19 protein-coding genes are annotated in these 17,030 nt (G+C 67.5%); 11 read left to right on the plus strand and 8 right to left on the minus strand.

Translation table 11 applies throughout. From position 1 onward, the window contains the following. Nucleotides 1–2 precede the first annotated feature (2 nt). Both add and QFZ42_RS16395 read left to right on the plus strand, forming a co-directional pair. Nucleotides 3–1,094, plus strand: a complete 1,092-nt coding sequence (gene add / locus QFZ42_RS16390) for an adenosine deaminase (RefSeq protein ID WP_307701965.1) — start codon at nucleotides 3–5, stop codon at nucleotides 1,092–1,094. An 8-nt stretch (nucleotides 1,095–1,102) separates the two neighbouring features. Further along, the gene (locus tag QFZ42_RS16395) at nucleotides 1,103–2,083 is read left to right on the plus strand and encodes a Bug family tripartite tricarboxylate transporter substrate binding protein (RefSeq protein WP_307701966.1); all 981 of its coding nucleotides are present in this window, start codon (nucleotides 1,103–1,105) and stop codon (nucleotides 2,081–2,083) included. A gap of 30 nt (nucleotides 2,084–2,113) precedes the next feature. On the opposite strand, the gene QFZ42_RS16400 is transcribed toward QFZ42_RS16395, so the two are convergent. Further along, nucleotides 2,114–2,554, minus strand: coding sequence for a CBS domain-containing protein (locus QFZ42_RS16400; RefSeq protein ID WP_307701967.1), 441 nt, complete (start codon nucleotides 2,552–2,554; stop codon nucleotides 2,114–2,116). A 156-nt stretch (nucleotides 2,555–2,710) separates the two neighbouring features. Here QFZ42_RS16400 and QFZ42_RS16405 point away from each other — a divergent pair, with 156 nt between their 5' ends. Both QFZ42_RS16405 and QFZ42_RS16410 read left to right on the plus strand, forming a co-directional pair. Next, nucleotides 2,711–4,021, plus strand: coding sequence for an O-acetylhomoserine aminocarboxypropyltransferase (locus QFZ42_RS16405; RefSeq protein ID WP_307701968.1), 1,311 nt, complete (start codon nucleotides 2,711–2,713; stop codon nucleotides 4,019–4,021). 336 nt (nucleotides 4,022–4,357) lie between these two features. Beyond that, nucleotides 4,358–5,170, plus strand: coding sequence for an alpha/beta fold hydrolase (locus QFZ42_RS16410; protein WP_307701969.1), 813 nt, complete (start codon nucleotides 4,358–4,360; stop codon nucleotides 5,168–5,170). A gap of 16 nt (nucleotides 5,171–5,186) precedes the next feature. Here QFZ42_RS16410 and QFZ42_RS16415 read toward each other — a convergent pair whose 3' ends face one another. Further along, nucleotides 5,187–6,176 (minus strand): Bug family tripartite tricarboxylate transporter substrate binding protein, encoded by a 990-nt coding sequence (locus tag QFZ42_RS16415; protein WP_307701970.1) that lies wholly within the window; start codon nucleotides 6,174–6,176, stop codon nucleotides 5,187–5,189. A 19-nt stretch (nucleotides 6,177–6,195) separates the two neighbouring features. Continuing rightward, nucleotides 6,196–7,626 carry a M20 family metallopeptidase gene (locus QFZ42_RS16420; RefSeq protein WP_307701971.1) on the minus strand — a complete coding sequence of 477 codons (1,431 nt, stop codon included), beginning with the start codon at nucleotides 7,624–7,626 and terminating at the stop codon, nucleotides 6,196–6,198. A gap of 104 nt (nucleotides 7,627–7,730) precedes the next feature. Here QFZ42_RS16420 and QFZ42_RS16425 point away from each other — a divergent pair, with 104 nt between their 5' ends. Continuing rightward, the gene (locus QFZ42_RS16425; RefSeq protein ID WP_307701972.1) at nucleotides 7,731–8,681 is read left to right on the plus strand and encodes a LysR family transcriptional regulator; all 951 of its coding nucleotides are present in this window, start codon (nucleotides 7,731–7,733) and stop codon (nucleotides 8,679–8,681) included. 2 nt (nucleotides 8,682–8,683) lie between these two features. Here the strand turns inward: QFZ42_RS16425 and QFZ42_RS16430 are convergent, their stop codons facing one another. Then, a complete protein-coding gene (locus QFZ42_RS16430; RefSeq protein ID WP_307701973.1) occupies nucleotides 8,684–9,067 on the minus strand; it encodes a thioredoxin family protein in 384 nt (127 codons plus the stop codon). Nucleotides 9,068–9,168: 101 nt separating this feature from the next. On the opposite strand from QFZ42_RS16430, the gene QFZ42_RS16435 reads away from it, so the two are divergent. Then, entirely contained in the window at nucleotides 9,169–9,507 is a 339-nt protein-coding gene (locus tag QFZ42_RS16435) for an Mpo1-like protein (RefSeq protein ID WP_307701974.1), read from the plus strand. Between the two features lie 9 nt (nucleotides 9,508–9,516). On the opposite strand, the gene QFZ42_RS16440 is transcribed toward QFZ42_RS16435, so the two are convergent. Further along, entirely contained in the window at nucleotides 9,517–10,728 is a 1,212-nt protein-coding gene (locus QFZ42_RS16440) for a YihY family inner membrane protein (protein WP_307701975.1), read from the minus strand. A 99-nt stretch (nucleotides 10,729–10,827) separates the two neighbouring features. On the opposite strand from QFZ42_RS16440, the gene QFZ42_RS16445 reads away from it, so the two are divergent. Continuing rightward, nucleotides 10,828–11,235 (plus strand): DUF2069 domain-containing protein, encoded by a 408-nt coding sequence (locus QFZ42_RS16445; protein WP_307701976.1) that lies wholly within the window; start codon nucleotides 10,828–10,830, stop codon nucleotides 11,233–11,235. Further along, nucleotides 11,232–12,662, plus strand: coding sequence for an FAD-binding oxidoreductase (locus QFZ42_RS16450; protein ID WP_307701977.1), 1,431 nt, complete (start codon nucleotides 11,232–11,234; stop codon nucleotides 12,660–12,662). Before QFZ42_RS16445 ends, QFZ42_RS16450 begins: the two co-directional genes overlap by 4 nt. A gap of 133 nt (nucleotides 12,663–12,795) precedes the next feature. Here QFZ42_RS16450 and QFZ42_RS16455 read toward each other — a convergent pair whose 3' ends face one another. From QFZ42_RS16455 to nthA, 3 genes are read right to left on the minus strand one after another with little or no spacing between them, the layout of a single operon-like run. Further along, a complete protein-coding gene (locus tag QFZ42_RS16455) occupies nucleotides 12,796–13,170 on the minus strand; it encodes a nitrile hydratase accessory protein (protein WP_307701978.1) in 375 nt (124 codons plus the stop codon). Then, complete coding sequence (gene nthB, locus QFZ42_RS16460) at nucleotides 13,167–13,835, minus strand: nitrile hydratase subunit beta (RefSeq protein WP_307701979.1); 669 nt, start codon at nucleotides 13,833–13,835, stop codon at nucleotides 13,167–13,169. The genes QFZ42_RS16455 and nthB overlap by 4 nt, the downstream gene beginning before the upstream one ends. Beyond that, a complete protein-coding gene (nthA, locus tag QFZ42_RS16465; protein ID WP_307701980.1) occupies nucleotides 13,832–14,473 on the minus strand; it encodes a nitrile hydratase subunit alpha in 642 nt (213 codons plus the stop codon). Before nthA ends, nthB begins: the two co-directional genes overlap by 4 nt. 36 nt (nucleotides 14,474–14,509) lie before the next feature. On the opposite strand from nthA, the gene QFZ42_RS16470 reads away from it, so the two are divergent. From QFZ42_RS16470 to QFZ42_RS16480, 3 genes are read left to right on the plus strand one after another with little or no spacing between them, the layout of a single operon-like run. Next, the gene (locus QFZ42_RS16470) at nucleotides 14,510–15,349 is read left to right on the plus strand and encodes a thymidylate synthase (protein WP_307701981.1); all 840 of its coding nucleotides are present in this window, start codon (nucleotides 14,510–14,512) and stop codon (nucleotides 15,347–15,349) included. Nucleotides 15,350–15,366: 17 nt separating this feature from the next. Continuing rightward, complete coding sequence (locus tag QFZ42_RS16475) at nucleotides 15,367–15,888, plus strand: dihydrofolate reductase (protein ID WP_307701982.1); 522 nt, start codon at nucleotides 15,367–15,369, stop codon at nucleotides 15,886–15,888. Then, nucleotides 15,885–17,006 (plus strand): phosphatidate phosphatase App1 family protein, encoded by a 1,122-nt coding sequence (locus tag QFZ42_RS16480; protein WP_307701983.1) that lies wholly within the window; start codon nucleotides 15,885–15,887, stop codon nucleotides 17,004–17,006. The genes QFZ42_RS16475 and QFZ42_RS16480 overlap by 4 nt, the downstream gene beginning before the upstream one ends. The last annotated feature ends 24 nt before the right edge of the window (nucleotides 17,007–17,030 follow it).

The raw sequence follows: 17,030 nt of genomic DNA on the forward strand, positions 1-17,030 counted from the left end.
GCATGACCAGCCCCACCTCGCCGCCCCTCACGCTGGAATCCATGCTGCATGCGATTCCGAAGGTGGAACTGCATTGCCACCTGTTCGGCACGGTCCGCCACGAAACCTTCAAGCAGCTCAACCATCGCGCGGGTTCGCCGCTCGCGGCCGAGGAGATCGAAGGCTTCTATACGCGCGGAGAAAAACCTGTCGGCGTGCTGCGCGTGCTGCGCGCGCTCGACGCGCAGTTGGTGCGCGGCCCAGGCGACCTCTACCAGCTGACGCGCGAATACCTTGAGGACGCCGCGGCCCACAACGTGCGCTACGCCGAGTTCTTCTGGAATCCGACGGGCACCGTGCACGGCTCGGGCATTGCCTACCCAACGGCGCAATGCGCGATCGTGCGCGCCATCCAGGACGCCCAGCAGGAGTTCGGCATCACCGGCCGGCTCATCGCCGCCATCGACCGCGAGGCCAGCCCGGAGGCGGCCGTGGAAATGGTGGAGTGGGTCAAGGCGCACCGCTGCGACGAGGTGATCGGCATCGGCATCGACTACCGAGAGGTCGACCGGCCGCCCGAACTCTTCGCACAGGCGTATGCCGAAGCGCGGCGCGCGGGGCTCAAGACCACCGCGCACGCCGGCGAGTTCGGCATGCCCTGGACCAACGTGCGCACCGCGGTCGACGTGCTGCAGGTCGACCGCATCGACCACGGCTACACAGTGGTCGACCAGCCCGACTTCGCGCGCCAGTGCGCCGAGCGCGGCGTCATCTTTACCGTCGTGCCCACCAACTCCTATTACCTTCGCACACTGCCGCCCGAGCGCTGGGCGCTCGACCACCCCATTCGCCGCATGCCCGCCCTGGGCCTGCGCATCCACCCCAACACCGACGACCCGACGCTGCACAAGGTCACGCCCACGCAGGCCTGGCTGATGATGGTGCGCGACTTCGGCTTCGGACTCGACGACCTGCGCGGCTTCATGCACAACGGGCTCGACGGCGCGTGGATCGACGACACGCAACGCCGCGAGTGGCGCACGCAATGGAGCCGCGAGTTCGACACGCTGCGCGCCCGCCTTGCGCAAGACCCGCATCCACACCACCTGCCATGACCCTCACCATGAACACATCCCGTCGCCAGCTTCTGGCCGCAACCGTCTGCTCGATGTTGCCTGCCGCGGCGCTCGCGCAAGGCGCATGGCCCGCCGCCAAGCCGATCACGCTGATCGTTCCCTACACGGCGGGCGGCAGCGTGGACGTCAACGCCCGCCTCGTCGCCACGCGGCTGGGCGAGCGGCTGAAGCAGTCGGTGGTGATCGAGAACGTGAGCGGTGCGGGCGGTGCCATCGGCGTGGCCAAGGCCGTGAATGCGACGCCCGACGGCTACACGCTGGTGGTCGGCCCCGACAGCGCGATCGCCATCGGACGGCTGGTCAACCCCTCGGCCTTCAAGTTCGACCCGCTCAAGGACCTGGCGCCCGTCGGCATGCTCAACACCGCGCCGATGGTGCTGGTCGCACGGCCCGGCCTCGAAGCCAAGACCTACGCCGACTTCGTGAAGCTCGCGAAGGCCAAGCCGGGTGCCTACAACTACGCCACCTCGGGCGTCGGCACGGTGCTACAGCTGGCCATGGAACTGCTCAAGCAGCGCAGCGGCATCTTCGTGACCCACGTGCCCTACCGCGGCGGCGCGCAGATCGCCACCGACGTGATCGGCAACCAGGTCGACCTGGCGATGCTGGTCAGCACCAGCGCCATTCCGCATGTGAACGGCAACCGCCTGAAGGCGCTCGGCATCACCGGCAGCCAGCGCCTGGCCGCACTGCCCAACGTGCCCACCTTCAACGAGATGCCGGGCCTCAAGGGCTACGACATGGTGAGCTGGACCGGCATCTTCGCCCCCGCCAAAACCCCGCCCGCCGTCGTGGCTCGCCTCAACCAGGAACTTAACGCCGTGCTGGCCGAAGACCAGGTGCGCAGCAAACTCAACGAACAAGGCGCCCTGCCCGGCAACGGCACGCCGGCGCAATTCGGCCAGTTCGTGGAGGCCGAATACGCCCGCAATCAGAAGATCGTGCAGTCGGCCAATATCAAGGAATGAGCTCGCCGGCCACAGCCAGATCGCGGCGGGTTACTGCTCTTCAGGCCAGTCGCGAATGTAGGCCTTGAGCATCTTGTTCTCGAAGTTCTGGCTGTCCACCACGGCCTTGGCCACGTCGTAGAAGCTGATCACGCCCATCAGCATGCGCTTGTCCATCACGGGCATGTAGCGCGCGTGGCGCTCCAGCATGATGCGGCGGATTTCATCGAGTTCGGTTTCGAGCGTGCAGGTCACGGGCGCGTCGTCCATGGCCTTGCGCACGAGCGTGCCGCCCACCTGGCCGCCGTTGGCGACCAGGGCCAGGATCACTTCCCTGAAGGTGAGCATGCCGACCAGATCGCCGTGTTCCATGACCACCAGGGAGCCGATGTCCTTTTCCGCCATGGTATTGACTGCTTCGGCCAGCAGGTCGTCAGGCGTGATGGTGAAGAGCGTACTGCCCTTGACGCGAAGGATGTCGCTGACTTTCATCGTGTGCTCCTCTCGGAAATCGTTCTCGGCGGCGTGCCGAAATTGAATATAGCCCACAATCGGCGCCGACTCCCCGACGCCCATGATGCACCCATGACGCGCGCGCATGATCAGCAGACGTAACGGGGCATTGCGAACGAACCCAGAAAGGCCTTCATGCCCGGCTATTCCGACCCCGGATTCGACACCCTGGCGCTGCACGCCGGCGCCGCGCCCGACCCCGCCACCGGCGCGCGGGCGGTGCCGATCCATCTCACCACTTCCTTCGTTTTCGAGTCGAGCGACCATGCAGCCGCGCTCTTCAATCTCGAACGCGCGGGCCATGTCTACTCGCGCATCAGCAATCCGACCAATGCGGTGCTCGAGCAGCGCGTTTCGGCGCTCGAAGGCGGCATTGGCGCCATCGCCACCGCCAGCGGCCAGGCCGCACTGCATCTGTCGATCGCCACGCTCATGGGCGCAGGCTCCCATATCGTGGCGAGCACCGCGCTCTACGGCGGTTCGCAGAACCTGCTGCATTACACGATGCGCCGCTTCGGCATCGAAACCACCTTCGTGAAGCCCGGCGACCTGGACGGCTGGCGCGCCGCGGTCCGGCCCGAAACCAAGCTGCTGTTCGGCGAAACCGTGGGCAACCCCGGCCTCGACGTGCTCGACATTCCGGCGGTGAGCGACATCGCCCACGAAGCCGGCGTCCCGCTGTTGGTCGACTCCACGCTCACCTCGCCCTACCTGATCAAGCCCTTCGACTGGGGCGCCGACCTGGTCTATCACTCGGCCACCAAGTTTCTCTCGGGGCATGGCACCGTGATCGGCGGCGTGGTGGTCGACGGCGGCAGTTTCGACTGGGAAAGGTCGGGCAAGTTCGCCGAGCTCACCCAGGCCTACGACGGCTTCCACAACATGGTCTTCAGCGAAGAAAGCACGGTCGGCGCGTTCCTGCTGCGCGCCCGGCGCGAAGGCCTGCGCGACTTCGGTGCCTCGATGAGCCCGCACACTGCCTGGCTGATATTGCAAGGCATCGAAACGCTGCCGCTGCGCATGGAACGCCACATCGACAACACGCAGAAGGTGGTCGAGTTCCTTGCGAGCCACCCTTTCGTGTCGCGAGTCGGCCATCCGCTGATCGAATCGCATGCCAGCCATGCGCTGGCGCAGAAACTGTTGCGCCACGGCGCGCGCGGCGCCGGTGCCGTGTTCAGCTTCGACATCAAGGGCAGCCGCGCACAGGGCAAGGCCTTCATCGAAGCACTGAAGCTCTTCAGCCATCTGGCCAATGTGGGCGACTGCCGCAGCCTGGTGATCCATCCGGCCAGCACCACGCACTTCCGCATGACCGACGAGGCGCTGGCGGGTGCGGGCATTTCGCAGGGGACGATCCGGCTTTCCATCGGCCTCGAAGATCCGGCCGATCTGATCGACGACCTGAAGCGTGCGTTGAAGGCTGCGGAAAAGGCGGGGGGTTAAGGATGCTTTGTGTTCGTGTTCAGCGCTCTGGGGTTCGTTCGGGTCGCGCACCCGCCGACGGGGTACCTTGCTCCGCGAATGTCCTCCGGCCTGCGGCCTCCCCCTTGATTTCGCTGCGCAAGGCACCCCATCAGCGGGAGCGTGATTCAGAGCAGTCGTTGATCAGCCAGCACAAGCGCAACGCCCGGTGTGCACAGGGCATCGGGTGCTCCCCGCAGCGAAATCAAGGAGGAGGCGAAGCCGGGGGACATTCGCGGAGGGGAGTACCCGGTGGCCTGTGCACGCGCCCCGAACAAGACGACGCGCAACCCGCAACACAACGGTAAAGCAACTGACATGAACTACACCGTCAACGGCCACGCCACCTACTGCTACACCGGCGGCAAGACCTTCGATGCAAGCAAGCCGACCGTGGTGTTCATCCACGGCGTGCTCAACGACCACAGCGTGTGGATCTTGCAAAGCCGCTGGTTCGCCAACCATGGTTGGAATGTGCTGGCAATCGACCTGCCCGGCCACTGCAAGAGCGAAGGCTCGCCGCCCGTGAGCGTGGAAGAAGCGGCGCAATTCGTGCTTGCGCTGCTCGACGCGGCCGGCGTGCAGAAGGCCGCACTGGTGGGCCACAGCTTCGGCTCGTTGATCGCCCTCGAAGCCGCTTCTCGCGCGCCCGAGCGGGTGACCCATCTGGCGCTGGTCGGCACGGCCTACCCGATGGTGGTGTCGCCCGCGCTGCTCGACGGCGCGCTCAACGATCCGCAGCGCGCCATCGCCATGGTCAACACCTTCTCGCATTCGCTGCTGGCGCCGCCGCCCTCCTCGCTCGGCCCCGGCACCTGGCTCTACGGCAGCTCGCGTGCGCTGATGCGCCGCGTGCTTGCGAGCAACCGCGACGCCAACGTGTTCCACATCGGCTTCAAGGCCTGCAACGACTACGCGAACGGCGAGAACGCCATCGAAGCCGTGCAGTGCCCCGTGCTGTTCCTGCTCGGCGATGCCGACCAGATGACGCCGCCGCGTGCCACAAAAGCGCTCGTCGCGAAGGCGAAGCAAGCCAAGGTCATCACCGTGCATGCGGGCCACGCGCTGATGAGCGAGGCGCCCGACGAAGTGCTGTTCGCGCTGCGCGACTTCGTCGGCGCGCCGGCCTGAGCCAACCGCTCGCTCGTTATTCCGGCGCGATGCCGGTGCGGTGGGCCAGCGCGCGGTAGCGGGCAATCTCGCCCTCCATCTGGCTGCGGAATGCCGCCGCGCCGATGACGACCGGCTCCATGCCCTGCGCGCGCAGCTGCGCCTGCAAGGCCGGACTGCCCATCTTCGCCGTGACCGCGCGTGCCAGCTTCTCGAGCACCGGTGCCGGCGTGCGTGCCGGCGCGGCAAAGCCGTACCAGGCATCGAAGGTGGCGTCGGGCAGCCCCTGCTCGGCCAGGGTGCGCACCTCGGGCAGCATGCTGGAGCGCGCCGCGCCCACGATGCCCAGCGCGCGCAGCTTGCCCGAGCGCACATGCGGCGCCACGGCGGCCACGGTGTCGAGGCCGATCTCGATCTCTCCGCCGATCACCGCCATCGAGCCCTGGCTGCTGCCTTTGTATGGAATGTCCTGCAGCTGGATGCCCGCGGCCAGCGCAAACAGCTCGCCCGCGAGGTGCGGCCCCGAGCCCGACCCGAAGGTGGCGTAGCGGATGCTCTTCGGCTTGGCCTTGGCGGCGGCGACCAGCTCGGGCAATGAGCGCCACGGTGTGCCGGCGCCCACCACCAGCACCAGCGGCGTGCGCGCGACGATGGCAATCGGCGCGAGATCGCGCACCGGGTCATAGGGCAGCTTTGCGCGCAGTGCGGGGTTCACGCTGTAGCTGGTGGAGCCCGAGAGCAGCAGCGTGTAGCCGTCGGGCGCGGCCTTGGCGACCGCGTCGGTGCCGATGATCGTGGCAGCCCCGGGCTTGTTGTCGATGACCACCGGCTGGCCGAGCCGCTCCGACAAACCCTGCCCCATCGCCCGCGCGACGATGTCGGTGCCGCCGCCCGGCGGGAAAGGCACGACCAGCTTCACGGCCTTGTCGGGCCAGCTGTCCTGCGCGAGCGCGGGAACATGGAGCGCGAAGAATGCCGAAGCGCAAACAAGCAAGCCACGAAGGCGGGTAGCGAGAGCAGTTTTCATGGTTCGTCCAGGAAGAAAGTCAGGAGAAGGAAATGGCCCGGGCGTGGGGTGTTTTTCCGGCTGCCCACGGCGCCAGGCCGGGCTCGCCGAGGTCCCAGTAGAGGCCCGCCATGATCTGCAGGCCTTCCCGCGCGAGCGGCGCCAGCAGGTGCTCGTTGGGTGCGTGCTGCGCGCAGGCGGGGTACGAATGCGGCACCCACAGCGTGGGCAGGTCCAGCAGGTCGGCAAAGACATCGTTGGGCAGCGAGCCCGCGAGATTGGGCAGCAGGTCGACGCGCTGGCCGCTGCTCTCTTCGATGGAGCGCCGGGCCCAGTCGACCCAGGGGTTCTCCACATCGAGCCGCGTGGCCGCGCCTTCCAGCGTGACCTGCACTTCCACATTGCCGAAGCCGTGCGCGTCGAGATGCGCGCGCACGATGGCCGCCAACTCGCGCCACGGCGTTCCGACCACGAAGCGCAGCTGGCAATGCGCCACCGCCTCGGGCGGAATCGCGTTCACCGGCCGCTGCGGCGACCCGGCACCGAGCGCCAGCACCTCGATGGTGTTCCACGCCACGAGCCGCTCGGCCGGGCTCAGGCCGGGCTCACCCCAGCCTTCGTCGAGCGCAGGATCGTCGGCGCCGCCGCCGATGGCGATGTCGGCCAGCGCCTCGCGCACGCCCTGCGGAATCGTCGGCGGGCGCAAGGCGTCGACCAGGATGCGCCCGCGCGCGTCCACCAGCGACGCCACGGCGTGGCTCAGCACCGTGGCCGGATTGGCGAGCACGCCGCCCCAGTTGCCCGAGTGATAGCCCCGGGCGCGGGCACGCAGCCGCAGGCTGAAGTTGACAGCACCGCGAGAGCCCAGGAACAGCGTGGGCCGCGCGGCGCTCACGCGCGGCCCGTCGCTGGCGATGAACAGATCGGCGCGCAGCTTGTCGCGCTGCTGCTCGCACACCGCATGCAGTCCCGGCGACGCGGCCTCTTCGCCGGTCTCGATGAGCCATGTGATGTTGTAGCCAAGGCGCCCATCCCGCGCGCGCAGTGCGGCCGCCAGTCCCCCGAGGGCGATGGTGTGCTGGCCCTTGTTGTCGGCCGTGCCGCGCCCGTACCAGCGGTCGCCGCGCACGGTGAGCACCCATGGGCCGAGGCCGTCGTCCCACTGCGCGTCCTGCCCGCTCACCACATCGCCGTGGCCGTAGCTCAGCACGGTAGGCAATGCGGGGTCTTCGATGCGGCGCGCGATCAGGAAAGGCCCGCCGCCGGCCACGGGGTTCTCGATGATTTGGCACGCAAAACCCAGCGCGGCCAGCGGCGGCGCCAGTTCGTCGCGCAGGTAGGCGCCGAGCGCGGGCGTGGCGGCGCCGGTGTCGCTTTCGGTGCGAAAGGCGACGCGCCGCTGCAGGTCGGCAAAGAAGCCGCCATCGTCGAAATAAGCGGCGGCGGCGGCGAGGCTCTCGGTACGTTGCATGAAGGGATTCCTGTTTCCGTGGGGTGCAGCAAGTACAAGGCCTGGCGGGCGATGCTTCCAGCATCGTTTTGGCAAGCTACCATTGCCTTCAAGGCAACACTTGCATGGCCACGACACCACCGCTCCTCAGCATTCCGATGCGCCATTTCCTGGAAGTGGCGCGCAGCGGCTCGGTGAGCCAGGCCGCTGCGCGGCTGTTCGTGGCTTCGTCGGCGGTCAGCCGCCAGATCGCCAAGCTGGAAGACAGCCTAGGCACATCCTTGTTCGAGCGCCACGCCCGGGGCATGGCGCTCACCGCGGCCGGCGAGCGGCTCGCGGCGCACTTGCGCAATGCGCAGCTCGACATCGAGCAGGTCATCGAACAGGTGCGCGACCTCGGCGGCCGCAGCGCGCACCGCATCCGCATCGCGTGCACCGAAGGGTTCGCGGCGCACTTCATGCCGCAGCTCATGCGCAGCTTCGAGTCGACGCACCCGGGCACGCAGCTCGAACTCCATGTGGGCTCGCCCGACGGCGTGAGCGCACTGCTCGCGCGCGGCGAAGCCGACATTGCGCTGAAATACGTGGTGGCGCCGGAGCCCGGCCTGAAGATCGAGCACTCGGCCAATGCGCCGGTCTTTGCAGTGCTGCGACCGGACCATCCGCTGGCGCGGCAACGTGTGGTGTCGGTGGCGGACGCCGTGCGCTACCCGCTGGCGGTCGGCGACAAGGGCGTGACCGCGCGGCAGCTGTTCGACCAGGCGTGCAGCCTGCAGGGCCTGCAATACCGCGCGATCTTCGTCAGCAACTTTTCATCGGTACTGCTGCCGCTCTTGCGCACGCCGGACGTGATGCTTTCCGGTCACCTCACGGTCACTCATCTCATCGATGCGGGCACGGTGGTGGCGCGCCCGTTCGCCGAAGCGCCGCTGCAGCAGCGGCAGTTGCAGGTGCTGGCGCTCGAAGGCCGCACGCTCACGCCGCTGGCGCAAGAGTTCGTACGGCACATGGTGAACGCCATTGCCAGCGCAGGCCGGCGCAAGCTGGGCCGCGCGCGTTCCGGCGCGCCGCTGTAGTGTCAGACCGCGAAGTCGGCGGGACGCTTCTCCAGCACCGCCAACAGCAGGTCGACGTCGAGACTGGAAGGTTGCGGCGCCTGCAGCGCGCCGAGCATGCGCGAGAGCGTTTCGGCGTGCGGCAGCAGCGGGCCGAGAAAGCGGGTGCCGTCGGCACCGGCGATCAGCAGCGTCGGAAAGGTCTCGACATCGAACGCGTCGGCAATGTCGGCATGGTCTTCGATGTCGACCCAGGCGTAGCGGAACTGCGGATGCGCCCGCGCCACCTGCTCGAGCAGCGGCCGGTAGTCGCGGCAGGTGCCGCACCATTCGGCGCACAGGCACACGACCCAAGGCGCATCGCTGGCCGGCTCGGCGGAATCTGTAGCGGCGGGAAGGGCGCTCAAAGCGGATGCGGTGAAGGTGTGAATACGAAGCCGCAGTGGTGCGGCCGGAACGTCGTGGCTATTATGAACAAAGCGCCTCCGGCGCCCAGGAGACTCGCACGATGAACACCACGACCGCCCCGGAATCTGCTGTCGATCCGCGACGTTTCAAGAGCTTTGCGGAGTTCTACCCGTTCTACCTGACCGAGCACGCCAACCGCACCTGCCGGCGCCTGCATTTCGCGGGCTCGACCCTTTCGCTGCTGTGCCTGGCGGCGCTGGTGGTCACGCTGAATCCGCTTTGGCTCCTCGCCGGGCTGGTGGCGGGCTACGGCTTTGCCTGGGTCGGGCACTTCGGTTTCGAGAAGAACAAGCCGGCCTCGTTCAAGCGCCCGCTCTACAGCTTCATGGGCGATTGGGCGATGTACCGCGACATCTGGCTCGGCAAGGTCAAGATCTGACCGCCACTCCTAAATCAGGAGCACATCGCCCAGGCGCAGCGTGCGCAACGGGCCTTTTTGCCACAGGTCTTCGAGCGGCTCCGCCTGCGGCATCAGCAGTTCCTTGAGCAGCGGCTCGATGGGCGTGGACGGATCGGCCAGCAGCACATAGCGCGGATCCTCGTTGGCCGGCTCCTCGGCCAGCGGCGCGATCCAGTCGAGCACCACCAGCGTTTCGAGCACCGGCATGAGCTGCAAGGTGTCGACCCGCATGCGCGTGACGAGTTCGGTGGCTCCCATGCCCTTGGCCGGAGTGGCCTGGGCACGCGCCAGATGCTGCAGCACCTCCATGGCCAGCTGCAGCGGCCATCCCGCCCGGCCGCCGCGGCGCGCCACGCCGGTGAGCAGGCTCGGCAGATAGGCCGCGATCACCGCGCCCGACAGCACGATGACCCAGGCCACGTAGATCCACACCAGCAGGATCGGCACCGTGGCAAAGGCGCCGTAGAGCACCGAATAGGTCGGCACCAGGCTCAGGTAGTAGCCCAGCACGCGCTTGGCGATTTCGATGGCCGCGGCCACGAAGATGCCGCCGGCCCACGCGTGCGACCAGCGCACATTGGTGTTCGGCACGTAGTGGTAGAGCGACGCCATGCCCCCCGCGAGCAGCACGAACTCGAAGCTGTCGAGGAACAGCTTGACGATGCTTCCGCCCACCACGTCGCGCGAGAAAGAAAACACATACGAGGTGGTCGACAGGCTCACCGCCAGGATCAGCGGACCGAGCGTGATGGTGGCCCAGTAGATCAGCACGCGCTGCGCAAGAGGCCGGGGCGAGCGCACGCGCCAGATGTTGTTGAGCGTCTTGTCGATGGTGAGGATCAGCGCGATGGCGGTGATCAGCAGCACCGCCAGGCCCGCGATGCCGAGGCCCCCGGCCTTGCTCGAGAACTGGTTCAGGTAGCCCAGCACCTGGCGCGCGATGTTGTCCGGAATCAGGCTTTCGATGAGCCAGCGCTGTAGCCGCCCTTGCAGCTTGTCGAACATCGGGAACACGGTAAAAAGCGCCAGTGCCACCGTGAAGAACGGCACCATCGCAATGGTGGTGGTGAAGGTCAGGCTGCTGGCCGTCAGGCCGAGCCGGTCTTCGCGGAAGCGCTCGCCCAGCACCGCCGCGGTGTTGCCCCACGGAAAGCGTGAAAGATCCCTCCAGAGCTGACGACGATTCATGGCCGGTATCATAAGAACCTGAACCCTCCCCCCGTCTTCGCGCGCTTCGTGTCGCCCCGCCAGCCCTTCGAAAGGGCCGGTCCGGCGAAGCCGGTTCCGCGGTGTCCTCCTATGAAAACCATCACGCCGCAAGCCTCTTCTTCCGTCCGCACCACCCGATGGCTTGCCGTGGGCAGCCTCGTCGGCCTGATCGTGCTGGGCCTGGCCTGGGAGCTGTGGCTGGCGCCGCTGCGGCCCGGCGGTTCGCTGCTGGCGCTGAAGGTGCTGCCGCTTGTCATTCCGCTCGCGGGGCTCTACAAGAACCGCATGTACACCTACCGCTGGGTCAGCCTGATGATCTGGCTTTACTTCACCGAGGGCGTGGTGCGCGCCTGGAGCGACACCAACGGCGTCGGCCAGGTGCTTGCGCTGGTCGAGGTGCTGCTCTGCCTCATGCTCTTCGCAGCCTGCGCCTGGCACGTGAGGCTGCGTCTGCGCAACGCCAAGGCTGCCCGTCAACTGGAGGCTTCGACCCAATGACTTCTTCTTCCATCGCATTGATCGACCAATTGCGCACCATCGTCGGCGCCCCGCACGTGCTGAACGAAGGCGACCTCACCGCCTACGAACAAGACTGGCGCAAGCGCGCGCGCGGCAAGTCGCTCGCCGTGGTGCGGCCCGCCAACACGCAGCAGGTGGCCGACGTGGTCAAGGCCTGCGCCGGGGCCGGCACGGCCATCGTGCCGCAGGGCGGCAACACCGGCCTGGCCGTCGGCTCCATTCCCGACGAGAGCGGCACGCAGGTGGTGCTGAGCCTGCAGCGGCTGAACACCATTCGCACCATCGACGCCGCCAACCTCACGATGACGGTGGAGGCCGGCTGCATCCTGCAGACGCTGCAGGAAGCGGCGGAGAAGCAGGGCTTTCTGTTCCCGCTGAGCCTCGCGGCCGAGGGCAGCTGCACCATCGGCGGCAACCTCGCGACCAACGCCGGCGGCACGCAAGTCGTGCGCTACGGCAACACGCGCGAGCTGTGCCTGGGCCTCGAAGTGGTCACGCCGCAGGGCAAAATCTGGGAAGGCACCAGCGGCCTGCGCAAGGACAACACCGGCTACGACCTGCGCGACCTGATGATCGGCAGCGAGGGCACGCTCGGCATCATCACCGCGGCGACGCTGAAGCTCTACCCGCTGCCCGCCGCGCAGCTCACGGCCTGGGCCGCGGTGCCCTCGCTCGACCATGCGGTCACGCTGCTGGGCCTCGCGCACAAGCACCTGGGTTCGGGCCTCACCGGCTTCGAAGTGATGGGCAGGTTTGCATTGAGCCTGGTCGACAAGCACATGCCGCAACTGCGCGTGCCCTTCGTCGGCGACGAAGCCGTGCCGTACTGCGTGCTGCTCGAGAACTCCGACAGCGAATCCGAAGACCATGCGCGGGCGCGCTTCGAGGCGCTGCTCGAAACCGCTTTTGAGGACGGCTGCGTGACCGACGCGGTCGTGGCCGAGAACCTCGCGCAGGCGCACCAGCTCTGGCACATCCGCGAGAGCATTCCGCTCGCACAGGCCGAGGAAGGCCTCAACATCAAGCACGACATCTCGATTCCCGTCTCGCGCATTCCGGCCTTCGTGGAAGAAACCGATGCGCTGCTGGCGCGCGAGATCGCCGGCGTGCGGCTGGTGAACTTCGGCCACCTGGGCGACGGCAACCTGCACTACAACGTGCAGGCGCCCGAGAACATCGACACCAAGGCTTTCCTGAAGAACGAGGAAGAGCGCATCAACACGCTGGTGTACGACGCAGTCGAGAAGTTCGGCGGCTCGTTCTCGGCGGAACATGGCGTGGGCTCGCTCAAGGTCGACAAGCTCGAGAAGCACAAGTCGCCGGTGGCGCTGGAGATGATGCGCGCCATCAAGCGCGGGCTCGATCCGCAGAACATCCTGAACCCGGGCCGCGTGATCCGCGTCTAGTGTTTTTCTCCCTCCCCTCCCGGGGGAGGGCCGGGGTGGGGCACACGGCCTCCGATTGGGCGCTGCAACGAGATGCGGGGGCAACCCCCATCCCGACCTTCCCCCGGAGGGGGAAGGAGCAATACCAGACGACTCAGCCCGAAAAGTCTTCGCCGCGCAGTTCGATCGGCTGGCCGTGCGGCGTGCGGTCGGCCGCGTGGTCCCAGGCGTGGCGGTAGCGTGCGAGTTCGTCGCCCGAGCTCGCGCCCTTGCGGGCCACCAGGCCTTCGAGCGCCGCGAGCCAATGCCGGTAGTAGGTGTCGCCGGCGTCGGGGTCTCCCGCGGCTTGCGCGGCGGTGATCTGCGCCGCAAGCGCTTCGGCCCACTCGACCCAGGTGAAAAGGCCGCGCTCGTGCAGCACAAGCGTCATTGCAAAGGCCTGCGCTTCCCACGGCTCGCGGAATACCGGGCCCTCGGCATCGCGCGGCATGCCAGGCGAGAGCGCGAGCGGTGGCATGTCGATCTTCATGCGGCGGCCTCGACCAGGTAGCTCTCCCATGCATCGACCGACACCGAGAGGTTCTGGCGCGGCGCTGCATCGCCCCAGAGCTCGGCTTCATCGAGCACCACGGTGTAGAGCCACTGTGGCTGTTCACCGAGGCCCTGCGCGTTCGCATCGGCGAACACATGCGCGCCGTGGACATGTTCGATGGTGCCGCGCTTGCCCTGCACATAGCCCGGCAGCCGCGTGTGATGGTCGACCTTGCCGATGTGCATGCGCACGGCCTGTCCGACGGCAAAGCGCGCAGGTCCCGGCGCGGCGCGCTCGGTGGACGAACCCTTGGCGAGCACCGCGGGCACGTTCCCGGCCTGCAGCACGCGGGCGACCGGCGCGGCCGGATGGCGCATCTCGCCGGTCGCGATCTCGTCGGGAAAAACCTGCCCGCGCTGCAGCATCAGCTGCTCGAGCGCCGCGAGCCAGATCTGGTAGTAGCTCAGGTCGCGGTAGTCCGGCAGCGTCTCGCGCATCGCGCGGCTCGCATCGATGTTCCAGGACCCGGTTGCGCCCATCGCGAGCGTGAGCGCCAGCGCGCGCGGCTCCCAGCCGGCGTGGAAGAGTTCGCCTTCGGGCTCGGGCGTGACCGGCCCGAAGCCCGGAAGGCCGCCGAGGTCGGCTTGCGTGACGTAGCTCATGCGGCGCTCCTTGCGTCGGCTGGCGCATCGGCAAGGCGCGTGCCGATCATCGAATCGCGCGAAACGAGGGAGGCAAGTTGGTCCTCGCTCCATCCTTCGGTGCCCGCGGGACGCTGGGGAACCACGAGGTAGCGCACTTCGGCGGTCGAATCCCAGACGCGGATGCGTGTCGTCTCGGGCAGCGCGGTGCCGAAATCGGCCAGCACGCCGCGCGGGTCCTTCACGGCGCGCGAACGGTATGGCGCGCTCTTGTACCAGGTGGGGGGCAGGCCGAGCACTGGCCAGGGGTAGCAGCTGCACAGCGTGCAGACGACCATGTGGTGCTGCTCGTTGGTGTTCTGCACCGCGACCATGTGCTCGCCCTGGCGGCCGGTGTAGCCGAGCGAGGCGATGGCGGCCGTGGCGTCGGCCATCAGCCACTCGTGGAAGGTTTGGTCGACCCAGGCCCGCGCCACCACCCTCGCCCCGTTGCGCGGGCCGATGCGGGTCTGGTAGGTGTCGATCAGCGCGTCGAGCGCGGCGGGGTCGATGTAGCCCTTCTGCGTGAGCACGCTTTCAAGGGCGCGCACGCGCAGGTCCATTTCGCCGAGTTCGCTGTGGTCGTCGGAGTGGTCGTCGGAGTGGTCATGGCCGGTCATCGCCCAATGCTAGCGCCGCCCCGTAAAATTCCCAACATGACCTCGCCCACCCGCCCCGTCCGCTCCCAGTACGAAGACTTCATGCGCCACGTGGACACCCACGGCGTGCTCAAGAGCGACCGCACCGGCACGGGCACCAAGAGCGTGTTCGGCCACCAGATGCGCTTCGATTTGAACGAAGGCTTCCCGCTGGTGACCACCAAGAAGGTGCACCTGAAGTCCATCATCCAGGAGCTGCTGTGGTTCCTGACCGGCTCCAGCAACAACAACTGGCTCAAGGAGCGCGGTGTCACCATCTGGAACGAGTGGGCGCGCGAAGACGGCGACCTGGGTCCCGTGTACGGCGTGCAGTGGCGCAGCTGGCCCACGGCCGATGGCGGCCACATCGACCAGATCTCCGAGGTCATCAAGACACTGAAGACCAACCCCGATTCGCGCCGCATCATCGTGAGCGCATGGAATGTGGCCGAGCTCTCGAAGATGGCGCTCATGCCCTGCCACGCCTTCTTCCAGTTCTACGTGGCACCGCCGCAAGCGCCCGGCGAGCGCGGCAAGCTGAGCTGCCAGCTCTACCAGCGCAGCGCCGACATTTTTCTTGGCGTGCCGTTCAACATCGCGAGCTACGCGCTGCTCACGCACATGGTGGCGCAGCAGTGCGAGCTCGACGTGGGCGACTTCATCTGGACCGGCGGCGACTGCCACATCTACAGCAACCACGCCGAGCAGGTGGCGCTGCAACTGAGCCGCACGCCCCATCCGTATCCCACGCTCCACATCAAGCGCAAGCCGGCTTCGATCTTCGACTACCAGTACGAAGACTTCGAAGTGCTCGACTACCGGCACCACGAGGCGATCAAGGCGCCCGTGGCCGTCTGACCTGATTGCGCCGCCTCATGCCCACACCGCGCCTGCACCTCATCTTCGCCCGCGCCGCCAACGGCGTGATCGGTGCCAAGGGCACCATGCCGTGGCATCTGCCCGAAGACATGGTGCACTTCAAGCAGCAGACGGCCGGCGCGCCGGTCGTCATGGGCCGCAAGACCTGGGATTCGCTGCCGCCGCGCTTCAGGCCGCTGCCGGGCCGGCACAACATCGTCATCACGCGGCAGGACGACTGGAAAGCCGAAGGCGCGCACCGTGTGGGCAGCCTGCAGGAAGCGCTCGCTCTTTGCGAAGAGTCTCAGGTGCCCGATGTATGGGTCATCGGCGGCGCACAAATCTATGCCGAAGCCGAGCCGCTCGCACAGTACGCGGTCGTGACCGAGCTTGCACACGACTACGAAGGCGACGCGCATGCGCCGGAACTCGACCCATCCGAGTGGCGCGAAACAAAGCGCGAACCGCACGTCTCGGCCAAGGAAGGCCTGAACTTCAGCTTCGTGACCTACGAACGCGTCGGACCCGCGAAGACATGAGCGGCGGCATCGAAGGGTCCATCTCCCCGCCGCTGCGGCGCCGCTCGTTACTGGCCGGCGCCGCATTGCTTTGCGGCCTCGCACCCCTGCAGGCCGTGCACGCGGCCCAGCGGCTCGAACCCGGCGAAGAAGCGCTCTTCATGCCGGGCACGGCGCGTCCCACCGACGATGGCCGGCTCGAGGTCGACATTCACGCCTGGGTCTACGAACCCGAGCGGCGCTGGGGCCTGAACGCCGCCTTCGCGCGCTACCTGGGGCTGAGCCTCCACAAGCTCTCGCCCGCGGCGCGCCTGCGCTTCAACCAGCGCACCGCGCTGTTCCATGCCGAATCGGAAGAAGGCAAGGTGTTCGAGATCGACTTCGACGGCAGCCCCGGGCGCGTGAGCTCGCCGCCTTCGGGTGCCAACGGCCGCATGAACATGCGGCTCGTGATCGACGTACCCAGGCTATCGCCCTCGGACGAATGGCTGAAGTTCCATGCCGTGACCGGCCCCGGCGAGCTGCTGCACCGTTTCAGGGGCGAAGCATTGATCGTTCCTGCGCAAGGCCTGTCGATCATTTCGGACATCGACGACACCATCAAGCGCACGCAGGTGCGCGACCGGCGCGCGATGCTGCTGAACACTTTCGCGCGTCGCTTCGAAGCGGCGCCCGGCATGGCGGCGTATTACCGCGCGCTGGCGCAAGCGCCGGGCACGCGGTTCCACTATCTTTCCGCGAGCCCGATACAGCTCTACCCTGCCCTGGCGGATTTCGTTCGCGACGCGGGTTTTCCGACAGGCAGCATGCACCTGCGCGAGAGCACCACCTGGCGCACGCTGATTCCGGGCGACCAGGATTCGCGCACCCACAAGCTCGGCGTCATCGAGCGGCTGCTGGCCGACTTCCCGCAGCGCCGGTTCATGCTGGTGGGCGATTCGGGCGAAAGCGATCCGGAGATCTATGCGCAGGTGGCGCGCGCCCATCCCCATCGCATCGACAGCATCGCGATCCGCGACGTCACCGGTGAAGACAGCCGCGCCGAGCGCTATGCGGCTGCATTCGACGGCATCGACCCGGCACGCTGGCGGATTCTTCCGTCCGACAGGGCTCCGGCGCCGATCCAGATCGCCAGGTAATCGGTGTCGGCCGAGGAAAATCGG

The organism is Variovorax paradoxus (genome assembly GCF_030815855.1).
Classification (GTDB): domain Bacteria; phylum Pseudomonadota; class Gammaproteobacteria; order Burkholderiales; family Burkholderiaceae_C; genus Variovorax; species Variovorax paradoxus_M.

Excerpts from the sequence above, each read along its gene's own strand:
- add (WP_307701965.1), top strand. The coding sequence starts at position 3 with ATGACCAGCCCCACCTCGCCGCCCCTCACGCTGGAATCCATGCTGCAT.
- QFZ42_RS16395 (WP_307701966.1), top strand. The coding sequence starts at position 1,103 with ATGAACACATCCCGTCGCCAGCTTCTGGCCGCAACCGTCTGCTCGATG.
- QFZ42_RS16400 (WP_307701967.1), bottom strand. The coding sequence starts at position 2,554 with ATGAAAGTCAGCGACATCCTTCGCGTCAAGGGCAGTACGCTCTTCACC.
- QFZ42_RS16405 (WP_307701968.1), top strand. The coding sequence starts at position 2,711 with ATGCCCGGCTATTCCGACCCCGGATTCGACACCCTGGCGCTGCACGCC.
- QFZ42_RS16410 (WP_307701969.1), top strand. The coding sequence starts at position 4,358 with ATGAACTACACCGTCAACGGCCACGCCACCTACTGCTACACCGGCGGC.
- QFZ42_RS16415 (WP_307701970.1), bottom strand. The coding sequence starts at position 6,176 with ATGAAAACTGCTCTCGCTACCCGCCTTCGTGGCTTGCTTGTTTGCGCT.
- QFZ42_RS16420 (WP_307701971.1), bottom strand. The coding sequence starts at position 7,626 with ATGCAACGTACCGAGAGCCTCGCCGCCGCCGCCGCTTATTTCGACGAT.
- QFZ42_RS16425 (WP_307701972.1), top strand. The coding sequence starts at position 7,731 with ATGGCCACGACACCACCGCTCCTCAGCATTCCGATGCGCCATTTCCTG.
- QFZ42_RS16435 (WP_307701974.1), top strand. The coding sequence starts at position 9,169 with ATGAACACCACGACCGCCCCGGAATCTGCTGTCGATCCGCGACGTTTC.
- QFZ42_RS16440 (WP_307701975.1), bottom strand. The coding sequence starts at position 10,728 with ATGATACCGGCCATGAATCGTCGTCAGCTCTGGAGGGATCTTTCACGC.
- QFZ42_RS16445 (WP_307701976.1), top strand. The coding sequence starts at position 10,828 with ATGAAAACCATCACGCCGCAAGCCTCTTCTTCCGTCCGCACCACCCGA.
- QFZ42_RS16450 (WP_307701977.1), top strand. The coding sequence starts at position 11,232 with ATGACTTCTTCTTCCATCGCATTGATCGACCAATTGCGCACCATCGTC.
- QFZ42_RS16455 (WP_307701978.1), bottom strand. The coding sequence starts at position 13,170 with ATGAAGATCGACATGCCACCGCTCGCGCTCTCGCCTGGCATGCCGCGC.
- nthB (WP_307701979.1), bottom strand. The coding sequence starts at position 13,835 with ATGAGCTACGTCACGCAAGCCGACCTCGGCGGCCTTCCGGGCTTCGGG.
- nthA (WP_307701980.1), bottom strand. The coding sequence starts at position 14,473 with ATGACCGGCCATGACCACTCCGACGACCACTCCGACGACCACAGCGAA.
- QFZ42_RS16470 (WP_307701981.1), top strand. The coding sequence starts at position 14,510 with ATGACCTCGCCCACCCGCCCCGTCCGCTCCCAGTACGAAGACTTCATG.
- QFZ42_RS16475 (WP_307701982.1), top strand. The coding sequence starts at position 15,367 with ATGCCCACACCGCGCCTGCACCTCATCTTCGCCCGCGCCGCCAACGGC.
- QFZ42_RS16480 (WP_307701983.1), top strand. The coding sequence starts at position 15,885 with ATGAGCGGCGGCATCGAAGGGTCCATCTCCCCGCCGCTGCGGCGCCGC.